Genomic DNA, 24,521 nt, shown 5'->3' with positions numbered 1-24,521 from the left:
GTCATTCGTAACGCAGGGCCTGCACCGGATCGAGGCGCGAGGCACGCCAGGCCGGGAAGATCGTGGCGAGGAAGGAAAGGGTGAGTGCCATGACGATGACGAGCGCGGTCTCATCGGCATTCATATCGGCCGGGAGCTGGCTCAGGAAATAGAGTTCCGGGCTGAAGAGTGTCGTTCCGGAGATCCAGGAGAAGAACTGCCGGATGGATTCGATGTTGAGGCAGACAACGACGCCGAGCGCCACGCCGGCGATCGTTCCCGCCACGCCGATCGCCGCCCCGGTCATGAAGAAGATGCGCATCACCGAGCTTGAAGTTGCGCCCATCGTTCTGAGAATCGCGATGTCGCTGCCCTTGTCCTTCACCAGCATGATCAGGCCGGAGATGATGTTCAGCGCCGCGACCAGCACGATCAGCGTCAGGATCATGAACATCACGTTGCGCTCGACTTCGAGCGCCGAGAAGAAGGTCTTGTTGCGGTCACGCCAGTCGGTGATGAAGATCTGCCGTCCCGCGGCATCCTCGATCGGCTGGCGCAGTTCGTCGACGACATCCGGATGCTCGACGAAGATCTCGATCGACTGCGCGAGCCCCTCCGCGTTGAAGAAGAGTTGCGCCTCTTCGAGCGGCATGAAGATGATCGTCGAGTCGTATTCCGACATGCCGATCTCGTAGATCGCCGAGACGGTATAGGCCTTGACGCGCGGGTTCATGCCGAGCGGCGTCACATCGCCATTGGGCGAGGTCAGCGTGATCGTTCCGCCGACGCGGATGCCGAGCTGTTCGGCCATGCGCGAGCCGATCGCCACGCCCGAGCCGGAGGCAAAGCCGACCATGTCGCCGGATTGGATATGATCGGAAACCGACTTCATCTTGCTGAGATCGTCGGCGCGGATGCCGCGGACCAGAGCGCCCGTGGAACTATCGCCGACGCCCTGGGCCAGAACCTGGCCCTCGACCAGCGGGATGGCCATGGTGACGCCCTTGACGCCCGAAAACTTGGTCGCCAGTTCCGCATAATTGTTGAGCGGCCCGTCGATCGGCTGGACGATCATATGACCGTTGATGCCGAGAATGCGGGAGATGAGCTCGGTGCGAAACCCATTCATCACCGCCATGACGATGATCAGCGTGGCGACGCCGAGCATGATGCCGATGAAGGAGAAGCCGGCGATTACAGAGATGAAAGCTTCCTTGCGCCTGGAGCGCAGGTAGCGCCAGGCTACCATGCGCTCAAAGGCGGAAAAGGGACGGCTGGAGGACTTTTCAGGCTGCACTGCGGCCTGCACCTGATCTTGCACCACGGCGGTCATCCTGCCTTCCCTCGCCTCATTACTTCGTTGCGATCAGCTTGTTGATCGCAGCTTCGACGGTCATCGTCTCGCGCTCGCCGGTCTTGCGATCCTTGACCTCGACTTCGCCGTTGGCGACCGAACGCGGACCGACGATGATCTGGACCGGAACCCCGATCAGGTCAGCCGTCGCGAACTTCGCGCCGGCGCGGTCGTCCGTGTCGTCGAGCAGAGCATCGAATCCTGCCTTGCCGAGTTCGGAGTAGAGCGTCTCGCAGGCTCCGTCGCAAGCGGCATCGCCCGCTTTCATGTTGATGATGACGCCGTCGAACGGCGCGATCGACTTCGGCCAGATGATGCCGTTGTCGTCATGCGAGGCTTCGATGATCGCCGGCACGAGGCGGGTCGGCCCGATACCGTAGGACCCCATGTGCACGGCGTGCTCCTTGCCGTCGGGGCCGAGAACCTTGGCGCCCATGGCTTCGGAATACTTGGTGCCGAAATAGAAGATATGGCCGACTTCGATGCCGCGTGCCGACACGCGATCGCCTTCGGCAACCGCATTGAAGGCTGCTTCATCGTGCATTTCCGATGTCGCCGCGTAGCGCGACGTCCACTTGTCGAAGATCGCCTTGAGACCGGCGACATCATCGAAGTTGGTTTCTTCGCCGGGGATATCGAAGCCGAGGAAATCCTTGTGGCAGAAGACTTCGGATTCGCCGGTGTCGGCGAGGATGATGAATTCGTGGCTCAGGTTGCCGCCGATCGGGCCGGTATCGGCACGCATCGGAATGGCGCGAAGGCCCATGCGTGCGAAGGTGCGCAGGTAAGCGGCGAACATGCGGTTATAGGCGTGTTCTGCCCCTTCCCGGTCGAGATCGAAGGAATAGGCATCCTTCATCAGGAACTCGCGCGAGCGCATGGTGCCGAAGCGCGGGCGGATCTCGTCACGGAACTTCAGCTGGATGTGGTAGAGGTTGAGCGGCAGATCGCGGTAGGACTTCACGTAGGAACGGAAGACGTCCGTGATCATTTCCTCGTTCGTGGGACCGTAGAGCATCGGACGATCCTGGCGATCCTTGATGCGCAGCATCTCCTTGCCGTAGGCGTCGTAACGGCCGCTTTCCTGCCAGAGCTCTGCGGACTGCAGCGTCGGCATCAGGAGTTCGATCGCGCCCGAGCGGTTCTGCTCCTCGCGGATGATCGCATTGACCTTGTCGAGAACGCGCTTGCCCAGTGGCAGCCAGGTATAGATGCCCGAGGACTGCTGCCGGATCATGCCCGTACGGAGCATGAGGCGGTGGGAAACGATTTCCGCTTCCTTAGGATTTTCCTTCAGGATGGGCATGAAAAAGCGGGACAGGCGCATGACGGGTTCCAGAACTTGATGAACGTCGCACTATCGGCGGATTCGGGCGAAATGACGTTGAGCTCCGGTGCCTTCTTTGCCGATAGACTGGCAAGGGCGACCGACGCTTCTCGGGGTCGAGCTCTCCATTATCCATCGTCGGCAAAGCCGACGTGAACCTTTATGAGCCTTGCGTTCATAGCTGCTTCGCAGTCGGAAGAAAACCCTACTCTCAGACCATCGCCGGAAAGATCGGAGCCGCTGATTTTGAGGGGAAAAGACCGGCAAAGCCTGCGTCAAAAGAGCACGCTAGTAACAAGATTGCGACAGGAATTGTCAACGGGAATATTTTACCCAACTGTAGCAAAAATGCAAAAAAACAGGATGACAGAGCTTAATGTTTGGGCTAATTTCGGCTCACAAAACAGGCATGAAGACTAAATTCTTGCCGACTTTCGCGGTCAAGTCTTGGGAGGATAAGATCTTAGGCGCGCTTAGTCGCTGCCGCCGGCAACGGATGAAAGATCACGCGAAACTTGAAAACAAGGCTTTTAGCCTTGTTTTTTTTTGCTTTTCTCGATCCATCGCAATCACGAAGCAGCAGCAAGAATTGAACTATGTCAATTTGGCGGCGGTCAACCCTGTGATTGCTCTGGTTCCGGCCGCGGCGTCGCGACGGCCGTTTTCGCGACGCCGAAATCCAGCCTCGATATCCTGAAAGTTCTTCACTCGGCCTGCGGCTTCGCTCAGCCCACCTGCCCCCGCGGAAACTCTCAATAGAATTTCGGGTAAAACCGCGGGATGGAATCGATGCCGTAACCAAGTTTGACGGAGACGACATACCAGGCGACCTGGATGACGGCCGCGATGGCCGTGGTCAAAAGCACGACCCGTTTCGCATTGAACTTGGCCGGCGCGCTTTCGACGCTTCCCGGGACGACGCTGTTTTCTTCCGCCTGCGTGCGCACTCCCAAGGGGAGAACGGCAAACAGCGTGATCCACCAGATGATGAAGTAGATGGCAAAAATTGAAAACAGCGGCATTTCCGGCTCCCGGTGAAGGCAATCGACGTAACGGCCCAGGCCATTTCGCCGCGACTTCCGCGACATTCTGTCCGCCTTATAGCGCCGCCTGCCCGATCAGACAAACGTGCATCGCGCGGTCAACTGTCACACCTCTTCGAGTTCGATCAGCGTACCCTGGAAATCCTTGGGATGCAGGAAAAGCACCGGCTTGCCATGCGCGCCGATTTTCGGCTCTCCGTCTCCCAGAACCCGGGCTCCCGCCGCCCGCAGCGCGTCACGCGCCGCAAGGATGTTCTCCACTTCGTAGCAGATGTGGTGCATTCCGCCCGAAGGGTTCTTCGCCAGGAAGGCAGCGATCGGCGAACCTTCGCCGAGCGGCTCGAGGAGTTCGACCTTGGTGTTGGCCAGCGTGACGAACACGACGGTCACGCCGTGTTCCGGCAATGCTTGCGGCTCGGTGACGGATGCACCGAGCGTCGAGCGGTAGCTTTCGGCGGCGGAGCCAAGGTCCGGCACGGCGATGGCGATATGGTTCACTCTTCCGAGCATTGCGATCCTCCCGCTATGACGTCCTGTACCGGTCCCGCTTACACCGCCGCGGGACGACCGCCAATCAGACTTTGGTGACAAACACCGTTACAATCGGCTTCTTGCCCCAGGTCTGGTTGGCTGTGCTACGAACCGCTCGGCGAACCGCCTCCTGCAACATTGCCAGGTCCTTGCGCTTTGCCCGCGGAATACTCTCGACCGCACCGAGGATCGCGTCATAGAGGGTGTCCTCCATGTCTTCGCCCTCGTCATCGAACTCCGGGAGACCGATCGCAACGATATCCGGATCGCCGAGGAAATCGTACCGGCTGTCGAGCACGACATTGACGGCGACGTGTCCGGCAAAAGAGAGCTTGCGGCGCTCGCCGATGCCCATTTCTTCAAAATCGCCGATGAGATTGCCGTCCTTGTAGATACGGCCATGCGGCGCTTCGTCGATGACCTCGGCCGGGCCCGGCGCAAGCCGCAGCATTTTGCCGTTCCGGAGGCGCGGAACACTGGCAATGCCCGACTGCTGTCCGAGTTCGGCATGGGCCGTCAGATGCGCAGCTTCGCCATGAACCGGGACTAGGATCTGCGGGCGCAGCCACTGATACATCTGCTGCAGTTCGGTGCGGCGCGGGTGACCGGACACATGCACCAGCGCTTCACTGTCGGTGATGATGTGGATTCCCTGTTCGACAAGGCCATTCTTGATGTCGTTGATCGCCTTCTCGTTGCCGGGGATCGTGCGTGAAGAGAAGACAACCGTGTCGCCGGCGGAGAACGCAACGTTACGCATCTCGTCGCGCGCGATCTTGGCGAGCGCTGCTCGCGGTTCGCCCTGGCTGCCGGTCAGGATAACCACGACCTTGTCGCGCGGTACGTAGCCGAACTCGTCTTCGGCGAGGAAGGGCTTGATGCCTTCCATCAATCCGAGGTCCTGAGCAACGGCGACGACGCGGCGCATCGAGCTGCCGAGCAGCAGGACATCCCGCCCCGCCTCTTCCGCGGCCTCGGCGATCGAGCGGATGCGTCCGACATTCGACGAGAAGGTGGTGATCGCAACCCGGCCCTCGGCGTTGGCGATGATCTTCGACAGGCTTTCGGAGACTTCCTGTTCCGACGGCGAAACGCCGTCGCGCATGGCATTGGTGGAATCGCAGATGAGCGCCAACACGCCTTCGTCGCCGATCTGGCGGAAACGCGTCTCGTCGGTCAGGGGCCCGAGCGACGGATGCAGGTCGATCTTCCAGTCGCCAGTATGAACGACCGTTCCGAGCGGCGTGCGGATGATCAGCGACATCGGCTCGGGGATCGAATGGTTGACGCCGACGGCTTCGATCTCGAACGGGCCGACATTGATGCGGTCGCCCTGCTTGAAGATCGTCACCGGGATCTCGCCGCGGCTCTTTTCGAAATCGCGCTTGGCCTCCAGCATGCCTGCCGTGAACGGCGAGGCATAGACCGGAACGTTGAGACCCGGCCAAAGATCGTTCAGGCCGCCGTAATGGTCCTCATGGGCGTGGGTGATAATGATCGCCTTGAGATTGCGCCGCTCCTCGGCGAGAAACCCGATGTCAGGCAGCACCAGTTCGACGCCGGGAAGCTCCGGCCCCGGGAACGTCACACCGCAATCGACCATGATCCACTGGCGGTTTCCGGGCCGCCCGTAGCCGTAAAGGCCGAGGTTCATGCCGATTTCGCCGACGCCGCCAAGCGGCAAGAACACCAGTTCTTCGTCCTGCGCCATATTGTAATGCGCCCTTGTTCTAGAAATTATCCGAAAAATACGTCGCCGGCTGCAATCGCCTGCATCGTGCCTGACCCGGTATCGAGCATCAACCGCCCGGTCTCATCAATACCGGCAAAGCGACCCGAAAGCGACCGGTCCGGCAGGTTCACTGTAATCGTCTCACCGATGCCGCGGGCGGCCGCCCGCCATTGCTCGATGGTCTTTGCAATCCCCGCGCCACGGTCCCATAGCGACAGCGTCTCCGCCATCGTCATGAACAGTCGCGCGAAAAGTTCGTCCGGCGAAACCGAAGCGCCTTCCTTCCTCAACGAGGTGACGGGATAGAGGGCCTCGTCCGGCTGGACGGCAATGTTGATGCCGCAGCCAATGACCAACGCCTGGCGCCCATCCGGAAGTGCCTCCCCCTCGAGCAGGATGCCGCAGGTCTTCTTCCCGTCGATGAGAATATCGTTTGGCCACTTGATCTCCACCGGTGCCGCACCCAGCGGCATCACCTGGCGGATTGCCCGGTGCACGGCGACGGCAACCGCGAGCGGCAGAGAATGCAGATGCTCGACTGGTGCCGGATCGATCAGCAGAAGCGATGCATAGAGGTTGCCGGGTTCCGAAAACCAGGCGCGGCCGCGGCGGCCGCGACCACCGGTCTGCCTGACTGCCGTGACCCAGAGATTGCCCGGGTCGCCCTGGCGCGCACGCGCCAGGCATTCGCTGTTTGTCGATCCGACCGCATCGAGAGCGACGTGCCGGAAATCGTCGGGCGATATCCGGCCACCGCTTTCAGGGGCGATCAAAAGAAGGTCCGCGCCGCGGCCTCGGCAGCGCTTCCAAGCGGACCGCCGATCAGGACGTATCCGAGGACGAACAGACCCGAGAGGCCGAACACCAGTTTCAGTTCGCCAGCCGTACGGGCAAACTCGCCCTTGGCGTCATCGAACCACATCACCTTGATGACGCGCAGGTAATAGTACGCGCCGACAACGGATGCGAGCACGCCGATGATGGCGAGTGCATAGAGCTGTGCTTCGATCGCGGCCATGAAGACGAAATACTTCCCGAAGAAGCCTGCCATCGGCGGGATGCCGGCGAGCGAGAACATCATGATGGTCAGCACGGTCGCCATGAAGGGGTTCGTCTGCGACAGGCCCGCGAGATCGTCGATGTTCTCGACGTTTTCGCCTTCCTTGCGCCGCATCGCCAGGATGCAGGCAAAGGTGCCGAGCGTCATGACCATGTAGATGAGCATGTAGAGCAGCACGCCGCGAACGCCCGCCATCGAGCCGGCAGCAAGGCCGACCAGCGCGTACCCCATGTGACCGATCGAGGAATAGGCCATCAGGCGCTTGATGTTCTTCTGGCCGATCGCAGCGAAGGCGCCGAGCAGCATCGAAGCGATCGAGATGAAGACGATGATCTGCTGCCAGTCGGCAACGACGGGCTCGAAGGCGTTGATGACGATACGCACAAGGATCGCCATGGCGGCAACCTTCGGCGCTGCCGCGAAGAAGGCGGTGACCGGTGTCGGTGCGCCTTCGTAGACGTCAGGCGTCCACATGTGGAACGGCACGGCCGAAATCTTGAAGGCGAGACCGGCGAGCACGAAGACGAGACCGAAGATCAGGCCGAGCGAGCGGCCTTCCGCCGTCAGCGCAGCGGCAATCTGGGTAAAGCCGGTATGACCGGTGAAGCCGTAGATCAACGACATGCCATAGAGCAGCATGCCCGACGAAAGCGCGCCGAGCACGAAGTACTTGAGGCCGGCTTCGGTCGAACGAACGCTATCGCGGTTGATGGCGGCGACGACATAGAGCGCAAGTGACTGCAGTTCCAGCGAGAGATAGAGCGAGATCAGGTCGTTGGCCGAGATCATCAGCAGCATGCCGAGCGTCGCCAGCACCAGAAGCACCGGGAACTCGAAGCGATCGATCTGGGCGGAACGCGCGTGACCGACGGTCATCACCATCGCCGTGATCGAACCGATCAACGCCAGCACCTTCATGAATTTGGCGAAGGGATCCGAGAGGAAGGCGCCGCCATAGGCTTCGCCTTCACCAGTTTTCAGAACGAGCCAGAGGCCGGCGATGATCAGAACGGCAACCGCAAGGCCGGTGACGGTCGAAGCCGACTTTTCGCCGGCAAATACGCCGATCATCAGCAATGCCATAGCGCCGACCGCGAGGATCAACTCGGGGATCGAGAGTTGCAGGCTTGCAAGGAGGGTTTCAGCAGTCATGTCCAATCACGTCCTGTGGTCATTGCACCGAAAGCGCAACGTTTTGCGCTGCCTGCAGGGCTGCGGAGTAGTTGTTGACGAGCAGATCCACGGAAGCCGCGGTCGCATCGAAGATCGGAGCCGGGTAGACGCCGAAGAAGATCGTCAAGATCACCAGCGGATAAAGAATGGCCTTTTCACGCGGCGACAGGTCGAGCAGCGCCTTCAGGCTTTCCTTTTCCAGCGCACCGAAGATCACCCGACGATAGAGCCAGAGAGCATAGGCGGCCGAGAGGATGACGCCCGACGTCGCGAAGAGCGCAACCCAGGTGTTGGCACGGAACGCGCCTACGAGGGTCAGGACTTCGCCGACGAAGCCGGAGGTGCCCGGAAGGCCGACGTTGGCCATGGTGAAGACCATGAAGGCGACGGCGTATTTCGGCATATTGTTGACCAGGCCGCCATAGGCCAAGATCTCGCGGGTATGCAGACGGTCATAGACGACGCCGACACAGAGGAAGAGCGCGCCGGAGACGATGCCGTGCGACAGCATCTGGAAGATCGCACCCTGCACGCCCTGGGTATTGGCGGCGAAGATACCCATCGTCACGTAACCCATGTGCGCAACCGACGAATAGGCGATCAGCTTCTTGATGTCCGTCTGCATCATCGCGACCAGCGAGGTGTAGATGATGGCGACGACGGAAAGCGTGAAGACGAACGGCGCGAAATAGTCGGATGCCAGCGGGAACATCGGCAGCGAGAAGCGCAGGAAGCCGTAACCGCCGAGCTTCAGGAGAATGCCTGCCAGGATGACCGAGCCCGCCGTCGGCGCCTGAACGTGCGCGTCCGGAAGCCAGGTATGGACCGGCCACATCGGCATCTTCACCGCGAAGGAGGCAAAGAAGGCGAGCCACAGCCACGTCTGCATCTGGCGCGGGAAGCTGTAGGCGATCAACTGCGGAATGTCGGTCGTACCGGCCTGCCAGTACATCGCCATGATCGCGAGCAGCATCAGTACCGAGCCGAGCAGCGTGTAGAGGAAGAACTTATAGCTGGCGTAGACGCGGTCCTTACCGCCCCAGACACCGATGATGATGAACATCGGGATCAGGCCGGCTTCGAAGAATACGTAGAAGAGCACGATATCGAGCGACACGAAGACGCCGATCATGAACGTTTCCAGGACAAGGAAGGCGATCATGTATGCCTTGAGCCGCTTCTCGATCGTCAGCCAGCTTGCAAGCACGCAGAACGGCATGAGGAAGGCCGAGAGCACGACGAAAAGTACCGAAATGCCGTCGACGCCGAGATGGTAGGAAATGCCGGTGCCGAGCCAGTCGTGCTTTTCGATCATCTGGAAGCCCGGGTTCGAGGCGTCGAACTGGTACCAGATGTAGACCGACACGGCGAGCGTGAAGATCGTCGTCAGCAGCGATACGTTCAGGATGTTCCGGCGGCCGTAAGCGCTGTCTTCTCTTGTCAGCAAGAGAAGCAGGACGCCGACGAGCGGCATGAAGGTGACCGTGGAAAGTACGGGCCAATCGGTCATCAGAAGGAACTCCTGAACATCATCCAAGTAACGAGCGCGGCAATGCCGATCAGCATCGCGAACGCGTAGTGATAGAGGTAACCAGTCTGCAGGCGGACAACGCGGTCAGTGACATTAAGCACGCGCGCGGCAATGCCGTTCGGGCCGTAGCCATCGATCACGCGGCCATCGCCTTCCTTCCAGAGGAAAGTGCCGAGCCACTTGGCCGAGCGTACGAACAGCAGGTCGTAGAGCTCGTCGAAGTACCACTTGTTGAGCAGGAACTGGTAGAGGCCACGATGCTGCTCCGCCAGGTACTTCGGCAGTTCCGGCCGGCGGATATACATGTACCAGGCGGTGAAGAGGCCGAGCGCCATCGCGGCAAACGGGCTCCACTTAACCCACAACGGGACGTGGTGATATTCCTCGAGGATCTCGTTTTCCGCTCCCGTGAAGAGCGCACCCTTCCAGAACTCGGCATATTCGTGGCCGAAGAAGTGGTCGTGGAACAGGAAACCCGCGAGCAGCGCACCGGCACCCAGGATATAAAGCGGCACCAGCATGACCTGGGGCGATTCATGGACGTGATGCATGACATCCGAAGACGCACGCGGCTTACCGTGGAACGTCATGAAGGTCAGGCGCCAGGAGTAGAAGCTCGTGAACAGCGCGGCGATCACCAGCAGCGCGAAGGCGAAGCCCGATACGGTGCTGTGCGAGGCGAAGGTCGACTCGATGATCGCATCCTTCGAGAAGAAGCCAGCCGTACCGAAGAGCGTACCGGGGATACCGACGCCGGTCAGTGCGATCGTACCGATGAACATCATCCAGTAGGTGACCGGGATATGCTTCCGAAGGCCGCCCATGTAGCGCATGTCCTGTTCGCCATCGACGGCGTGGATGACCGAACCGGCACCCAAGAACAGCAGCGCCTTGAAGAAGGCGTGCGTGAACAGGTGGAAGATGGCTGCGCCATAGGCGCCAACGCCGAGGGCCACGAACATGTAGCCGAGCTGCGAGCAGGTCGAATAGGCGATGACGCGCTTGATGTCGTTCTGGACGAGACCGACGGTCGCGGCGAAGAAGGCGGTGATCGCGCCGATGATCGTGACCACGGTCAGTGCATCCGGCGAAAGTTCAAACAGCGGCGACATGCGGGCGACGAGGAAGACGCCGGCGGTGACCATGGTTGCGGCATGGATAAGGGCCGAAACCGGGGTCGGACCTTCCATCGCGTCCGGAAGCCAGGTGTGCAGCAGGAACTGCGCCGACTTGCCCATCGCGCCCATGAAGAGCAGCAAGCAGGCAGCCGTGATGGCGTCAGCCTTGTCGAGGTGCATGCCGAACAGGGTGACAACCGCCTCCCCTGCTGCTGCACCCTCGGCCGGCAGGTAGGTCTGGGCGGCGGCGAAGATCGTCTCGAAGTTGACCGAGCCGAACAGCACGAAGACGAGGAAGATGCCAAGCGAGAAGCCGAAGTCGCCGACGCGGTTGACGATGAAGGCCTTCATCGCCGCTGCGTTGGCCGAAGGCTTCTTGTACCAGAAGCCGATGAGCAGGTAGGACGCCAGGCCCACGCCTTCCCAGCCGAAGAACATCTGCACCAGGTTGTCCGACGTGATGAGCATCAGCATCGCGAAGGTGAAGAGCGACAGATAGGCAAAGAAGCGCGGACGATGCGGATCGTGATGCATGTATCCGATCGAATAGACATGCACGAGCGTCGAGACGGTGTTGACGACGACGAACATGACCGACGTCAGCGTGTCAACGCGGAACGCCCATTCGACGTCGAAGCTGCCGGACTGGATCCAGCGCAGCACCGAAACCTTGATCATCTCCTGGTGGCCGAGCGCGACGTCGAAGAAGACGTACCAGGAGAGCGCGGCGGCGATGATCATCAGACCGCTGGTGACATATTCCGATGCCTTGGCGCCGATCGAAGTCCCGAAGAGGCCGGCGATCAGAAAGCCGATCAAAGGCAGGAAGACGATAGCCTTGATGATGGTATCCATAGCCCAATCAGCCCTTCATCATGTTGACGTCTTCAACAGCGATCGAGCCGCGGTTGCGGTAGAAGACGACGAGAATTGCAAGTCCGATGGCCGCTTCCGCAGCCGCGACGGTCAGGATGAACAGGGCGAAGACCTGGCCTGTGATGTCGTTCAGGAACGACGAAAAGGCAACCATGTTGATGTTGACCGCGAGAAGAATGAGTTCGACCGACATCAGGATGACGATGACGTTCTTCCGGTTCAGGAAGATGCCAAAGACGCCCAGCGTGAACAGGATGGCGCTGACGGTGAGATAGTGGGAAATTCCGATTTCCATTTTTTGTTCCTCGATCTCGCGTCCGACTTAGATGCCCTGGCCCGGCTTGACCGTGACCACTTCGACGGCGGTCTCGGGTGTACGGGCAACCTGCTGCGGGATGTTCTGGCGCTTGATGTTTTCGCGATGGCGCAGGGTCAGCACGATCGCGCCGATCATGGCGACGAGCAGCACGAGGCCGGCGATCTGGAAGAAGTAGACGTAGTGGGTGTAGAGCACGTCGCCGAGGGCTGCCGTGTTCGTCCGCTCCGTGACGGCCGGGATCGGCATCGAAATCGCCTTGGCGATTTCCGGCGAGAAGGTTGCGCCGCCGACCACGATGATGAGCTCGGCTGCGAGGATCAGGCCGATCAGGGCGCCGATCGGCGCGTATTCGAGCACGCCTGCACGCAATTCCGCGAAGTCGATGTCGAGCATCATGACCACGAACAGGAAGAGCACCGCGACCGCACCGACATAGACGACCAGCAGGATCATCGCGAGGAATTCGGCGCCGGTCAGCAGGAACAGGCCCGCCGAGTTAAAGAAGGTCAGGATCAGGAACAGAACCGAATAAACCGGGTTCCTGGCCGCAATGACCATAAATGCCGACGCCACCGCGATGAAGGCAAAGAGATAGAAAAAAAGAACCTGCAGACCCATGATCGGTGCCTTTTTCGTCTTGCACGGCGTGAAGCGCTTCTGGCTCCACTCCACAGGCAAAGCCGGACACGCGTCCGGCCGTTGCCCAAACCTATGTCACATGCGCCGCCCTCCCGGGGCGGCACTACGCTCCGGCCTCAGCGATAGGGCGAGTCCATTGCGATGTTGCGTGCGATTTCCCGTTCCCAACGGTCGCCGTTGGCGAGGAGCTTGTCCTTGTCGTAGTAAAGCTCTTCGCGCGTCTCGGTGGCGAACTCGAAGTTCGGGCCTTCGACGATGGCATCGACCGGACAGGCTTCCTGGCAGAAACCGCAATAGATGCACTTCACCATGTCGATGTCGTAGCGCACCGTGCGGCGCGTGCCGTCGTTGCGGCGCGGTCCGGCTTCGATGGTGATGGCCTGTGCAGGACAGATCGCCTCGCACAGCTTGCAGGCGATGCAACGCTCTTCACCATTCGGATAGCGGCGCAGAGCATGCTCGCCGCGGAAGCGCGGGCTGACCGGCCCTTTTTCGAAGGGATAGTTCACCGTCGCCTTCGGCTTGAAGAAATAGCGCATCGACAGAAAGAACGCGCCGACGAATTCCTTCAGGAACAGCGAGCTGACGGCTTGCGAAAGACCGGCCATCATTTACCTCCAGAATTGCCGGCCTGGGAGCGGCCGGCGGTATGCTGCAAAACGTGAGCCATCGTCATGCGGCTCCCGTCAGCTTGAGAACGAATGCAGTGATCACGACCATTGCAAGAGAAAGCGGCAGGAAGACCTTCCAGCCGAGACGCATCAGCTGGTCGTAGCGGTAACGCGGAACGAAAGCCTTCACCATCGCGAACATGAAGAACACGAAGGATGCCTTCAGAACGAACCAGATGATGCCGGGAACCCAGTTCAGGAACCAGACGTCGACCGGAGGCAGCCAGCCGCCAAGGAACAGGATCGTCGTCAGCGCACACATCAGGCAGATGGCGGCATATTCGCCGAGCATGAACATCATGTACGGAGTGGAGCCGTACTCGACCATGAAGCCGGCGACGAGTTCGGATTCGGCTTCCGGCAGGTCGAAGGGCGGGCGGTTCGTTTCGGCGAGCGCCGAAATGAAGAACACGATGAACATCGGGAACAATGCCAGCCAGTGCCAGTCAAGGAAGGACGCCGGGAGGCCGAGGCGCGTGCCGATGCCGTCGGTCTGGGCGTTGACGATGTCCGTCAGGTTCAGCGAGCCGACGCAAAGCAGGACGGTGACGATGACGAAGCCGATCGAGACTTCGTAGGAAACCATCTGCGCCGCGGAACGGAGCGCACCGAGGAACGGATACTTGGAGTTCGACGCCCAGCCGCCCATGATGATGCCATAAACTTCAAGAGAAGATATGGCGAACACGAAGAGGATGCCGACGTTGATGTTCGCGATCACCCATCCGGCGTTGAGCGGGATCACCGCCCAGGCGGCGAGCGCCAGCGTGACGGAAACGAGCGGGGCGAGCAGGAAGATCGCCTTGTTGGCGCCGGCCGGAATCACCGGCTCCTTGAAGACGAACTTCAAAAGGTCGGCGAAGGACTGGAAAAGTCCCCAGGGGCCTACCACATTCGGACCACGGCGGAGCTGAACTGCGGCCCAGATCTTACGGTCGGCGAGCAGGATGTAGGCGATGAAAAGCAGCAGCGCGACCAGGAGCAGCAGCGACTGGGCGACCATGATGATCGCGGGCCAGACATAGGTCGAAACGAAAGCGTCCATGATACTCTATTCCCTCGCGCTCATTCCGCCGCAGCTTTGAAATTGTTGCGTGCCAAAGCCGAGCATTCGGCCATGACGGCGGATGCGCGCGCTATCGGGTTCGTCAAATAGAAGTCTTTGACCGGAGACGCAAACACGGATTTGCCCATCTCACCGGCTTTTTGGCCGAGTGCGGCAATTTCGTCGCCGTTACCGGTCGCGATTGCGTCGACGTCAGCGAAATGCGGGTGGGCCGCATAGAGCTTCGAGCGCAATTCGCCAAGCGAATCAAAGGGCAGCTTCTTGCCGAGAACGTCGGAGAGTGCACGGATGATCGCCCAGTCCTCACGTGCATCGCCCGGTGCGAAGCCGGCGCGGTTGCCGACCTGAACGCGTCCCTCGGTGTTGACCCAAGTGCCGGACTTTTCGGTGTAGGTTGCGCCCGGCAGGATGACGTCGGCAGCATGCGCGCCGTTGTCGCCGTGCGAGCCAATATAGACGGTGAAGCCGGACTTGCGCGCCGAAAGATCGATCTCGTCAGCGCCGAGCAGGAAGAGAACGTCGGAAGCAGTGACCATTTCGGCGGCCGACTTGCCGTTCGCACCCGGCACGAAGCCGAGGTCGAGACCACCGACACGGGAAGCGGCCGTGTGAAGGACGGCAAAACCGTTCCACTCGCCGGTGACCGCACCGACGGCGCCCGCGAGCTTGGCCGCAGCAGCGAGAACGGCGGCACCGCCCTCCCCTGCGATCGCGCCCTGGCCGATGATGATCATCGGGCGCTGGGCCTTCTTCAGCGTTGCGACGAACTTGCCCTTGCCGGAAACGAGCTCGGCCAGCGTTTCGGTGCCGGCGCCGAGATACTCGTATTCGTAGCGCAGTTCACCGGGCTCGCCGATCACGGCGATCGGGAAATTGCCCATGCGGTAGCGCTTGCGGATACGGGCGTTGAGGACGGACGCCTCGAAGCGCGGGTTCGAGCCGATGATCAACAGAGCGTCGGCGCTTTCGATGCCGGCGATCGTCGGGTTGAAGAGGTAGCTGGCACGGCCAAGCGACGGGTCGAGTGCTGCGCCATCCTGGCGGCAGTCGACGCTCTCGGAGCCGAGCGCTGCGATCAGGCTCTTCAGTGCATACATTTCCTCGATCGAAGCGAGGTCGCCGGCAATGGCGCCGATCTTGTCGCCGGAGGTCTGGGCAACGGCAGCCTTGATCGCCTGGAAGGCTTCACCCCAAGTCGTCGGCTGCAGTCGGCCATCCTTCTTGACGTAGGGACGATCGAGGCGCTGCGTCTTCAGGCCGTCCCAGATGAAGCGGCTCTTGTCGGAGATCCACTCTTCATTGATGTCTTCGTTGACGCGCGGCATGATGCGCATGACTTCGCGGCCGCGGGTATCGACGCGGATCGCAGAGCCCAGCGCGTCCATCACGTCGATGGATTCGGTCTTGTTCAGCTCCCACGGACGGGCGGTAAAGGCAAACGGCTTCGAGGTCAGCGCGCCGACCGGGCAGAGGTCAACGACATTGCCCTGCAATTCGGACGTCATGGCCTGCTCGAGATAGGTGGTGATCTCGGCGTCTTCGCCGCGGCCGATCAGGCCAAGCTCGGCAATACCGGCAACTTCGGTCGTGAAGCGGACGCAGCGCGTGCAGTGGATGCAGCGGTTCATCACGGTCTTGACGAGCGGGCCGATATACTTGTCTTCGACGGCGCGCTTGTTTTCCTGGTAGCGCGAACTGTCGATGCCGAAGGCCATCGCCTGGTCCTGCAGGTCGCATTCGCCGCCCTGGTCACAGATCGGGCAGTCGAGCGGATGGTTGATCAGCAGGAATTCCATCACGCCTTCGCGGGCCTTCTTGACCATCGGCGTGGTCGTGAAGACTTCCGGCGCTTCGCCGTTCGGGCCCGGACGAAGGTCGCGCACACCCATGGCGCAGGAGGCGGCGGGCTTCGGCGGCCCTCCCTTCACCTCGATCAGACACATGCGGCAGTTGCCGGCGACCGAAAGCCGCTCGTGGAAACAGAAGCGCGGAACCTCGGCTCCGGCCTCTTCGCACGCCTGAAGCAGCGTGAAATGATCCGGTACCTCGATCTCTTTTCCGTCGACTTTCAGCTTTGCCATCTTCGTACTCAATCCTGTCTTCCGTCCATCGGCCTTCCGGCGATGGACAATTCCAACACAGCCTTGCTGCTTGCGGGCGATGACCGTCTCAGGTCCCCGCCCCTATTGTCTCACGCGCCTTTCAGCGCTTTGGCCTGTCCAACCCAGTCATCCCGCTTGATGCGGCCGCCGAAACCGAGTTCGTCATCGAAGCGGGCAACGTCCGCGTCGCTCCAGCCGGCAATGTCGGCAAAATCGCGCACGCCCTTCCCGTTCAGCACCTGCTCGAGCTTCGGGCCGATACCGGAGATCCGCTTCAGGTCGTCAGCGGCCTTCGCCTTGACCCGCGCCGCGCGAACCTTAACCGGCTTCTCGACGGCTGCCTTATCAATCACCGGCTTCGCCGCAACGCGCTTGGCGGCCGTGGACGGCCTGGCGACCGGTTCCGGCTTTGCTTCGGCTTGCACCGTCTTTGCGACAACCGGGGCCCTCGCGCCAGAAGCTGCGGGTTCCGCCCGCTTCTGAGCCGCCTCGACAGCACCCTTCATCGCGCCGAACATAGCGCCTGCAAAGTGGCTCGTAAGGCCGAAGCCGATCGCGGTCGCCGCAGCAACCGCGGCAGCCGGATGCACCATCAGCGGGTGCAACGGCACCTGCGACAGACCCTTCATCCACTCGGCCATGCCGAACGGATCGGCCGGATCGCCGCCAAGCGGACGTGCGAACGGAATGCCTGCTTCGGCCTCTCCCTTCATCTGCCCTTCTCCGCGCGCGCCGGCCATCGTCCGTTACTCCGCCGCTTCCAGAACCGCGCCATGCGACGAGGCATTGCGCGTGTATTCGTCGATGCGCTTTTCCATTTCCGGACGGAAATGCTTGATCAGGCCCTGGATCGGCCAGGCGGCTGCGTCGCCGAGCGCGCAGATCGTGTGGCCTTCGACCTGCTTGGTGACGTCGAACAGCATGTCGATCTCGCGCTTCTGGGCGCGGCCCTGCACCATGCGTTCCATCACGCGCATCATCCAGCCCGTGCCTTCGCGGCACGGCGTGCACTGACCGCAGCTCTCGTGCTTGTAGAAGGCCGAGAGGCGCCAGATCGCCTTGATGATGTCGGTCGACTTGTCCATGACGATGACGGCAGCGGTGCCGAGACCGGAGCCAAGCTCGCGCAGGCCGTCATAGTCCATGATCGCGTCCTTCATCTGCGCGCCGGGCACGCAGGGAACGGACGAGCCACCGGGGATGACGGCGAGCAGGTTGTCCCAGCCGCCGCGAATGCCGCCACAGTGCTTTTCGATCAGTTCATGGAACGGGATCGACATCGCGTCTTCGACCGTGCACGGGCGGTTGACGTGACCGGAAACCGAATAGAGCTTGGTGCCGTGGTTGTTCGGACGACCGAAGCTCGTGTACCAGCCGGCGCCGCGGCGCAGGATGGTCGGCGTGACTGCGATCGACTCGACGTTGTTGACGGTCGTCGGGCAGCCATAGAGGCCCATGTTGGCCGGGAACGGCGGCTTCAGGCGCGGCTGGCCCTTCTTGCCTTCGAGGCTTTCGAGCAGCGCGGTTTCTTCGCCGCAGATATAGGCACCGGCACCATGGTGCACGTAAATATCGATGTCGTAGCCGAGCTTGCTGTTCTTGCCGAGCAGGCCGTAGGCGTAGCATTCGTCGATCGCCGCCTGCAGCGCCTCGCGCTCGCGGATGAATTCACCGCGGACGTAAATATAGGCGACATGTGCACCCATGGCGAAGCTGGCGATGACGCAGCCTTCGATCAGGGTGTGCGGGTCGTGACGCATGATGTCACGGTCCTTGCAGGTGCCGGGCTCGGACTCGTCGGCATTGACGACGAGATAGTGCGGACGGCCATCGCTTTCCTTCGGCATGAAGGACCACTTGAGGCCGGTCGGGAAGCCGGCGCCGCCACGGCCGCGCAGGCCGGAGGCCTTCACTTCGTTGACGATCCAGTCACGGCCCTTTTCGAGCAACTGCTTGGTGCCGTCCCAATGGCCGCGCGCCATGGCGCCCTTCAGGGACTTGTCCTTGAGGCCGTAGATATTGGTAAAGATGCGGTCTTCATCTCTGAGCATAATTCACCTCTTTACCGCGGCTTCTTGCCGAAGACCTTGATGTATTCGGCTTCGCCGCCCTTGGCGAGCGCCTTGGCCTGCTTGACCCAGTCGTCGCGTTCGATGCGGCCCTTGAAATTCAGGTATCCATCGACCCACTCGCGCTCCGCCTTCTTCCACGAAGCAACTTGCGCGTAGGTGTAGATGCCCAGTTCGTTCAGCGTGCCCTCGATCTTCGGCCCGACGCCGGAGATCAGCTTGAGGTCGTCGACGGCCGCCGGCTTTTCGATGCCTGCCGGGCGGTTCTTGTCCTCGAGCGAGGGCTTGCCGGCTACGGCGGCAGCCTTGGCCGGCTTCGATTTGTCGACGGTGTCACCTTCGACCTTGGCGTTGGCAGCGGCTTCCGCCTTCGCCGTCGCCGGCGTCTTCAAGGATGCATTGGTCTCGCTGGCAGCGGTCTTGGCACGGGCGGCATTCGACGGCGGCACGGAAACGGCCGGCCCATCGCTGACTTTCTTGGCGACGCTGGTCGCAGTCTTTGCCGGAGCCGGGTCAGCCGTCATCAGCGTCGTCAGGCCGCCTTCCGGCGCGGAATAGATGCGGTCGATCTGCGGACCCGGGGTAACTTCGGCACCCTTGCCTGCCTCGAAGCGGTCGATGATCTGCTCGAGCTTCTCGGGCGTCAGGTCTTCGAAAGTATCCTTGAAGATCATGACCATCGGCGCGTTGACGCAGGCGCCCTGACATTCAACCTCTTCCCAGGAGAGCGTGCCGCTCTCGTTGAGGGTGAAGGGGTCACGGGCGATCTTGCTCTTGCAGACCTTGATCAGATCCTCGGCGCCGCGCAGCATGCACGGCGTCGTGCCGCAAACCTGGACGTGGGCGCGCGTGCCGACCGGCTTAAGCTGGAACTGGGTGTAGAAGGTCGCAACTTCGAGCACGCGGATATAGGCCATGCCAAGCATGTCGGCGATCGACTCGATGGCCGCCTTCGTCACCCAGCCGTCCTGATCTTGAGCGCGCATCAAAAGCGGGATGACGGCGGACTGCTCACGACCCTTGGGGTATTTCTTGATCGTTTCCTTCGCCCAGGCGGCGTTCTCCTTGCTGAAGGCAAAGCTCGCTGGCTGGACGGTGTCTTCGGCTAGTCGACGAACGGACATTCTAGTGGACACCTTATCAGTTAATCGAACCGCACCGCGATTTCGTCACCGAGACGAATTCGCAGGCATAGGCTGACTGGTCTTTCTGCAAAAATACGATGTAGCGCGTGCCATTGGCGACCGCGGCCTTGATCTCGTAGCCCTTGGCGACGAGGTCGGCCATCGAGCCCCCGCGCATGCCACCCGACGTCGCACCGCTGTCGACCGACTCCTGCGCAGGAGCGGCCGATGCGAAAGCGAGAAGAGCAAGCGCGGCCAGGGGCACGAGACGCATCAGCGGTCTACCTCACCGAACACGATATCGAGGGAGCCCAGCACGGCCGAAACGTCGGCAAGCTGGTGTCCTCGACAGAGGAAATCCATCGCCTGGAGATGTGCGTAACCCGGCGCGCGGATCTTGCAGCGATAGGGCTTGTTGGTGCCGTCGGAGACGAGATAGACGCCGAACTCGCCCTTCGGCGCTTCGACGGCAGCGTAAACTTCGCCGGCCGGCACGTGATAGCCTTCGGTGTAGAGCTTGAAGTGGTGGATCAGCGCTTCCATCGAACGTTTCATCTCGCCGCGCTTCGGCGGAACGATCTTGCCGTCGAGCGACGAAACCGGACCGACCTTGGCATCGCCGAGCAGGCGATCGACGCACTGACGCATGATGCGCGCCGACTGGCGCATCTCGATCATGCGGATCAGGTAGCGGTCGAAGCAGTCGCCGTTCTTGCCGATCGGGATATCGAATTCGAGATCCGAGTAGCACTCGTAGGGTTGCGAGCGGCGCAGGTCCCAGGCAGCGCCCGAGCCGCGCACCATCACGCCCGAGAAGCCCCAGGCCCAGGCGTCATCGAGCTTGACGACGCCGATGTCGACGTTGCGCTGCTTGAAGATGCGGTTGCCGGTGAGCAGCTCATCAATGTCGTCGACGGTCTTCAGGAACGGATCGATCCATTTGCCGATGTCTTCGACCAACTCGTGCGGCAGGTCCTGGTGGACGCCGCCCGGACGGAAATAGGCCGAGTGCATGCGCGCGCCACAGGCACGCTCATAGAACACCATCAGCTTTTCGCGCTCTTCGAAGCCCCAGAGCGGCGGCGTCAGCGCGCCGACGTCCATGGCCTGCGTGGTGACGTTCAAGAGGTGCGAGAGGATGCGGCCGATTTCCGAATAGAGGACACGGATGAGCTGACCGCGAATCGGGACTTCCGTGCCCGTCAGCTTTTCGACCGCAAGCGCGAAAGCATGCTCCTGGTTCATCGGCGCCACGTAGTCGAGGCGGTCGAAATAGGGCACGGCCTGCAGATAGGTCTTGGTCTCGATCAGCTTCTCGGTTCCGCGATGCAGAAGGCCGATATGCGGATCGACGCGTTCGACGATTTCGCCATCAAGCTCGAGCACCAGACGAAGAACGCCGTGCGCCGCCGGATGCTGCGGACCAAAGTTGATGTTGAAGTTGCGGACATTGTGTTCGGTCATACCGATTGCTCCAGGCCGGACGGCAGCCGCTTGGCGGCTACCGCGGGCCACTTAGTCTCACCGTGCTTTCGCTTTCTCGTCGCCAGGCAGCACGTAGTCCGTGCCTTCCCAGGGAGAGAGGAAGTCGAAGTTGCGGAATTCCTGCTTCAGCTCGACGGGCTCGTAGACGACGCGCTTGGCTTCGTCGTCATAGCGCACCTCGACAAAACCGGTGACCGGAAAGTCCTTGCGCAGCGGATGTCCTTCGAAACCGTAGTCCGTCAGGATGCGGCGCAGGTCCGGATGGCCGGTGAACAGGATGCCGTACATGTCGTAGGCTTCGCGCTCGAACCAATCGGCGCCCGGATAGACCGGCGTCGCCGATGGAACCGGTTCGTTCTCGCCGGTCGAAACCTTGACGCGCACGCGCAGGTTCTGGCGCGGCGACAGCAGGTGATAGACGACATCGAAGCGATCCGGCCGCTGCGGCCAGTCGACGCCGCAGACATCGACGAAGTTGACGAAGGCGCATTGCACGTCATCGCGCAGGAAAGTGAGCAGCGCGATGAGGTTTGCCGCCGTCGTCGTCAGCGTCAGTTCGCCATAGGCCAGCGATGCGTCGGAAATCAGCGCACCGCGCGTCTCACGCAGGTAGGACGCAAGCTCGTTCAGGGCTTCACTCATATCAAAGACCCCCTGCCCTTAGCGCTCGATCGTGCCGGTCCGGCGGATCTTCTTCTGCAGCAGCAGCACGCCGTAAAGCAGCGCTTCTGCCGTGGGAGGACAGCCTGGCACATAGATGTCGACGGGAACGACGCGGTCGCAGCCGCGAACAACCGAATAGGAATAGTGATAGTAGCCGCCGCCGTTGGCGCAGGAGCCCATCGAGATGACGTAACGCGGCTCCGGCATCTGGTCATAGACCTTGCGAAGCGCAGGCGCCATCTTGTTGGTCAACGTGCCGGCGACGATCATGACGTCGGACTGGCGCGGCGAGGCGCGCGGCGCAAAACCGAAACGCTCGGCATCGTAGCGCGGCATCGACATCTGCATCATCTCGACCGCACAGCAGGCGAGACCGAACGTCATCCACATCAGCGAGCCGGTACGGGCCCAGTTGATGAGCTCGTCCGTCGAAGTAACGAGAAAACCCTTGTCGGCGAGCTCGTTGTTGATCTCGCCGAAGAATGCGTCATTGCTGCCAATCGGCTTGCCAGTGGCGGGATCGATGATCCCCTTCGGCTTGGGCGCAACGAGCGCGGTGCCGGATGATGCTAGTTCCATTCCAGCGCTCCCTTCTTCCATTCATAGACAAAGCCGATCGTCAGCACGGCGAGGAAGACCATCATCGACCAGAAGCCGAACCAGCCCAGATCATGGAACGAAACCGCCCAGGGGAAGAGGAAGGCGACTTCGAGGTCGAAGATGATGAAGAGGATCGACACGAGATAAAAGCGGATGTCGAACTTCATGCGGGCGTCATCGAACGCATTGAAGCCGCACTCATAGGCCGACAGCTTTTCCGAATCAGGAGCCTTGAAGGCGACGGCGAAGGGAGCAATCAGAAGCGCCAGGCCGATCACCAATGCGATTCCAATGAAAATCGCGATCGGAACGTAGGAACCGAGAAGTTCAGTCATTGTTATCCGTCCCTGCCTGCGGGAGGGCGCATGGGAGAGCACCAAAACAACAGATCTCGCAGGCCGAAAAATATGTTGCAACGCCAGAGTGGTTAGCGCAGCCCGCGCCTGCGCGCAAGCCTTCAAGGGTCATTTAAACCGGTTCACGACACAGGATCGAATGGGTGGGCGCGACAAAGCTCGGAATTACGGGCCATCGTCGACTTTACCGTAAACAGCGGCAATGCGAGACAGATTGCCGCAGCGCACAAATCCAGCCACACAACACAGAAACAGGAAAATCTGGAAGAGGAAAGTGGCGCGAGTGACGGGGCTCGAACCCGCGACCTCCGGCGTGACAGGCCGGCACTCTAACCGACTGAGCTACACCCGCGCATGATGACCGTGAACGATCATTATTACCACCATTGGCCATTCATGAGAATGCCTAGGCAGAACCAGATCAAGAGTGGCGCGAGTGACGGGGCTCGAACCCGCGACCTCCGGCGTGACAGGCCGGCACTCTAACCGACTGAGCTACACCCGCATCATCTTGACTTGGCTGGAGCGTTTCCGCCCCGGCACCGAGCGGGCTTGCCCGTTCGATGAGCGGCTAACTAAGCGGTTCGCATTTGGGTGTCAAGCGTGTTTGAAGACAAATCCATGACGGAACGAAAAATGATCCACAGGCCAGGGTGACGGCAAACTTCTGGAAGCTGGATCGCGTGCACGACGCAGCCACAGGTCACTCCGGCCGCCGCTTCTATCCCGTCCGATGGTGCCGAACAGCGAATCTTTGTTTCTCGCCCTCCCCCGCCGCGCGGGGCGGCCAAGAACCCGCTTTCCTGTCCACAAGCACGAACCCCGGCAATTCAGGGCGTTGCGCAACCCGTAACAAAAAAAATCATAAAAACGATACAAATGCTCTTGCGGTTTTTTTCGGTTACGCCTAGATCACGGCCACCGACGCGGCGGACTGATCCGGTCCGGATGCGGAAGGGCGATTAGCTCAGTTGGTAGAGCGCCTCGTTTACACCGAGGATGTCGGGAGTTCGAGTCTCTCATCGCCCACCATTATTCTCCCCGAAGATCGACATCCATACACTTGCGGCATCGCTGTGTATTCGTGCGCAGCTCGCGCCTGCCTTCATAATCTCTTCGAGATGGGCGATGCGCTTTAAGCGGGCGGGAATCAGGGCCTCGACAATCACGATCGAAGCAACCTGTCGACACGACCGCTAATTTCGCCGGATACGCAGTCCCGCGCGGCGCGCTTACGCACCGTGATACTGCTCGTCGGTCACATGCTCCAGCCAATCCACAGCCTTGCCGTCGAGCGCTTCCTGAATAGCCAGGTGCACCATTGCGGTCTCGGGCGCGGCCCCATGCCAGTGCTTTTCGCCCGGCGGGAACCAGACGACATCGCCCACGCGAATCTCGCGCACCGGGCCGCCCCAGGTCTGCGCCAGGCCGCGGCCCGCGGTCACGATCAGTGTCTGGCCGAGCGGATGGGTGTGCCAGGCGGTGCGGGCCCCCGGCTCGAAGGTAACGCTGACCGCGCGGACCCGCGCCGGATCCGCGGCCTCGATGACCGGGTCCTGCCGCACTGTGCCGGTGAAATACTCCGCCGGCGCGCGCATCGAAGGTCTCGATCCACCGGGTATGATCTCCATCTCTCGTTCCTCCGGGTTTTCGTTTGCGGCACTTCCGTTCAGCGAAAGTGCGTCACGCCGAACAGGCATCGC

The 24,521-nt window shown here is 61.3% G+C and carries 23 protein-coding genes and 3 tRNA genes; 1 reads left to right on the top strand and 25 read right to left on the bottom strand.

Going from position 1 to position 24,521, the window contains the following annotated elements:
* Position 1: 1 nt before the first annotated feature.
* From ACQ5BM_RS05475 to ACQ5BM_RS05360, 24 genes are all read right to left on the bottom strand, one after another.
* On the bottom strand, positions 2–1,312 hold the full coding sequence (locus tag ACQ5BM_RS05475) for a lipoprotein-releasing ABC transporter permease subunit (protein WP_429808772.1): 1,311 nt from the start codon (positions 1,310–1,312) through the stop codon (positions 2–4).
* A 19-nt stretch (positions 1,313–1,331) separates the two neighbouring features.
* Complete coding sequence (proS, locus tag ACQ5BM_RS05470) at positions 1,332–2,660, bottom strand: proline--tRNA ligase (RefSeq protein WP_429808768.1); 1,329 nt, start codon at positions 2,658–2,660, stop codon at positions 1,332–1,334.
* 752 nt (positions 2,661–3,412) lie between these two features.
* The gene (locus ACQ5BM_RS05465) at positions 3,413–3,682 is read right to left on the bottom strand and encodes a DUF1467 family protein (protein ID WP_429808765.1); all 270 of its coding nucleotides are present in this window, start codon (positions 3,680–3,682) and stop codon (positions 3,413–3,415) included.
* Between the two features lie 126 nt (positions 3,683–3,808).
* Positions 3,809–4,213, bottom strand: coding sequence for a methylmalonyl-CoA epimerase (gene mce / locus ACQ5BM_RS05460; RefSeq protein WP_429808763.1), 405 nt, complete (start codon positions 4,211–4,213; stop codon positions 3,809–3,811).
* A 64-nt stretch (positions 4,214–4,277) separates the two neighbouring features.
* On the bottom strand, positions 4,278–5,945 hold the full coding sequence (locus ACQ5BM_RS05455) for a ribonuclease J (protein WP_429808761.1): 1,668 nt from the start codon (positions 5,943–5,945) through the stop codon (positions 4,278–4,280).
* Positions 5,946–5,971: 26 nt separating this feature from the next.
* Entirely contained in the window at positions 5,972–6,736 is a 765-nt protein-coding gene (locus tag ACQ5BM_RS05450) for a biotin--[acetyl-CoA-carboxylase] ligase (protein ID WP_429808948.1), read from the bottom strand.
* Positions 6,736–8,178 (bottom strand): NADH-quinone oxidoreductase subunit NuoN, encoded by a 1,443-nt coding sequence (nuoN, locus tag ACQ5BM_RS05445; protein WP_429808758.1) that lies wholly within the window; start codon positions 8,176–8,178, stop codon positions 6,736–6,738. The genes ACQ5BM_RS05450 and nuoN overlap by 1 nt, the downstream gene beginning before the upstream one ends.
* Positions 8,179–8,197: 19 nt before the next feature.
* Complete coding sequence (locus tag ACQ5BM_RS05440; RefSeq protein ID WP_429808756.1) at positions 8,198–9,709, bottom strand: NADH-quinone oxidoreductase subunit M; 1,512 nt, start codon at positions 9,707–9,709, stop codon at positions 8,198–8,200.
* A complete protein-coding gene (gene nuoL, locus ACQ5BM_RS05435; RefSeq protein ID WP_429808753.1) occupies positions 9,709–11,703 on the bottom strand; it encodes an NADH-quinone oxidoreductase subunit L in 1,995 nt (664 codons plus the stop codon). Before nuoL ends, ACQ5BM_RS05440 begins: the two co-directional genes overlap by 1 nt.
* Before the next feature lie 7 nt (positions 11,704–11,710).
* Complete coding sequence (nuoK, locus tag ACQ5BM_RS05430) at positions 11,711–12,019, bottom strand: NADH-quinone oxidoreductase subunit NuoK (RefSeq protein WP_025426592.1); 309 nt, start codon at positions 12,017–12,019, stop codon at positions 11,711–11,713.
* A 27-nt stretch (positions 12,020–12,046) separates the two neighbouring features.
* Positions 12,047–12,661 carry an NADH-quinone oxidoreductase subunit J gene (locus ACQ5BM_RS05425; RefSeq protein WP_057252871.1) on the bottom strand — a complete coding sequence of 205 codons (615 nt, stop codon included), beginning with the start codon at positions 12,659–12,661 and terminating at the stop codon, positions 12,047–12,049.
* Between the two features lie 137 nt (positions 12,662–12,798).
* Complete coding sequence (nuoI, locus tag ACQ5BM_RS05420) at positions 12,799–13,290, bottom strand: NADH-quinone oxidoreductase subunit NuoI (RefSeq protein ID WP_429808750.1); 492 nt, start codon at positions 13,288–13,290, stop codon at positions 12,799–12,801.
* Between the two features lie 64 nt (positions 13,291–13,354).
* Complete coding sequence (gene nuoH / locus ACQ5BM_RS05415; protein ID WP_429808747.1) at positions 13,355–14,398, bottom strand: NADH-quinone oxidoreductase subunit NuoH; 1,044 nt, start codon at positions 14,396–14,398, stop codon at positions 13,355–13,357.
* Positions 14,399–14,418: 20 nt separating this feature from the next.
* Positions 14,419–16,500 (bottom strand): NADH-quinone oxidoreductase subunit NuoG, encoded by a 2,082-nt coding sequence (nuoG, locus tag ACQ5BM_RS05410; protein ID WP_429808745.1) that lies wholly within the window; start codon positions 16,498–16,500, stop codon positions 14,419–14,421.
* A 110-nt stretch (positions 16,501–16,610) separates the two neighbouring features.
* On the bottom strand, positions 16,611–17,261 hold the full coding sequence (locus ACQ5BM_RS05405; protein ID WP_429808742.1) for an NADH:ubiquinone oxidoreductase: 651 nt from the start codon (positions 17,259–17,261) through the stop codon (positions 16,611–16,613).
* A gap of 6 nt (positions 17,262–17,267) precedes the next feature.
* A complete protein-coding gene (gene nuoF / locus ACQ5BM_RS05400) occupies positions 17,268–18,572 on the bottom strand; it encodes an NADH-quinone oxidoreductase subunit NuoF (RefSeq protein WP_429808739.1) in 1,305 nt (434 codons plus the stop codon).
* Between the two features lie 11 nt (positions 18,573–18,583).
* Positions 18,584–19,714, bottom strand: coding sequence for an NADH-quinone oxidoreductase subunit E (locus tag ACQ5BM_RS05395; protein ID WP_429808736.1), 1,131 nt, complete (start codon positions 19,712–19,714; stop codon positions 18,584–18,586).
* Between the two features lie 16 nt (positions 19,715–19,730).
* Positions 19,731–19,988 (bottom strand): hypothetical protein, encoded by a 258-nt coding sequence (locus tag ACQ5BM_RS05390; RefSeq protein WP_429808733.1) that lies wholly within the window; start codon positions 19,986–19,988, stop codon positions 19,731–19,733.
* Entirely contained in the window at positions 19,988–21,178 is a 1,191-nt protein-coding gene (locus ACQ5BM_RS05385) for an NADH-quinone oxidoreductase subunit D (RefSeq protein ID WP_173516176.1), read from the bottom strand. The genes ACQ5BM_RS05390 and ACQ5BM_RS05385 overlap by 1 nt, the downstream gene beginning before the upstream one ends.
* Positions 21,179–21,235: 57 nt before the next feature.
* Positions 21,236–21,841, bottom strand: coding sequence for an NADH-quinone oxidoreductase subunit C (locus tag ACQ5BM_RS05380; RefSeq protein WP_429808730.1), 606 nt, complete (start codon positions 21,839–21,841; stop codon positions 21,236–21,238).
* 18 nt (positions 21,842–21,859) lie between these two features.
* A complete protein-coding gene (locus ACQ5BM_RS05375) occupies positions 21,860–22,441 on the bottom strand; it encodes a NuoB/complex I 20 kDa subunit family protein (RefSeq protein WP_429808727.1) in 582 nt (193 codons plus the stop codon).
* Positions 22,432–22,797, bottom strand: coding sequence for an NADH-quinone oxidoreductase subunit A (locus ACQ5BM_RS05370; protein WP_429808724.1), 366 nt, complete (start codon positions 22,795–22,797; stop codon positions 22,432–22,434). Before ACQ5BM_RS05370 ends, ACQ5BM_RS05375 begins: the two co-directional genes overlap by 10 nt.
* Before the next feature lie 296 nt (positions 22,798–23,093).
* Positions 23,094–23,170 (bottom strand) — tRNA-Asp (locus ACQ5BM_RS05365).
* A 76-nt stretch (positions 23,171–23,246) separates the two neighbouring features.
* A tRNA-Asp gene (locus ACQ5BM_RS05360) sits at positions 23,247–23,323 on the bottom strand.
* Positions 23,324–23,774: 451 nt separating this feature from the next.
* Here ACQ5BM_RS05360 and ACQ5BM_RS05355 point away from each other — a divergent pair.
* A tRNA-Val gene (locus ACQ5BM_RS05355) sits at positions 23,775–23,850 on the top strand.
* Between the two features lie 200 nt (positions 23,851–24,050).
* Here ACQ5BM_RS05355 and ACQ5BM_RS05350 read toward each other — a convergent pair.
* Positions 24,051–24,449: a (R)-mandelonitrile lyase gene (locus tag ACQ5BM_RS05350; RefSeq protein ID WP_429808945.1), complete on the bottom strand. Its 399-nt coding sequence runs from the start codon at positions 24,447–24,449 to the stop codon at positions 24,051–24,053.
* Positions 24,450–24,521: the final 72 nt, after the last annotated feature.

The sequence above is a fragment of the Ensifer sp. B1-9 genome, from assembly GCF_050474445.1.
Taxonomy (GTDB): domain Bacteria; phylum Pseudomonadota; class Alphaproteobacteria; order Rhizobiales; family Rhizobiaceae; genus Ensifer.
Note: the sequence above shows the minus strand (reverse complement) of the source record. Positions and strands in the feature narration are given on the sequence as shown.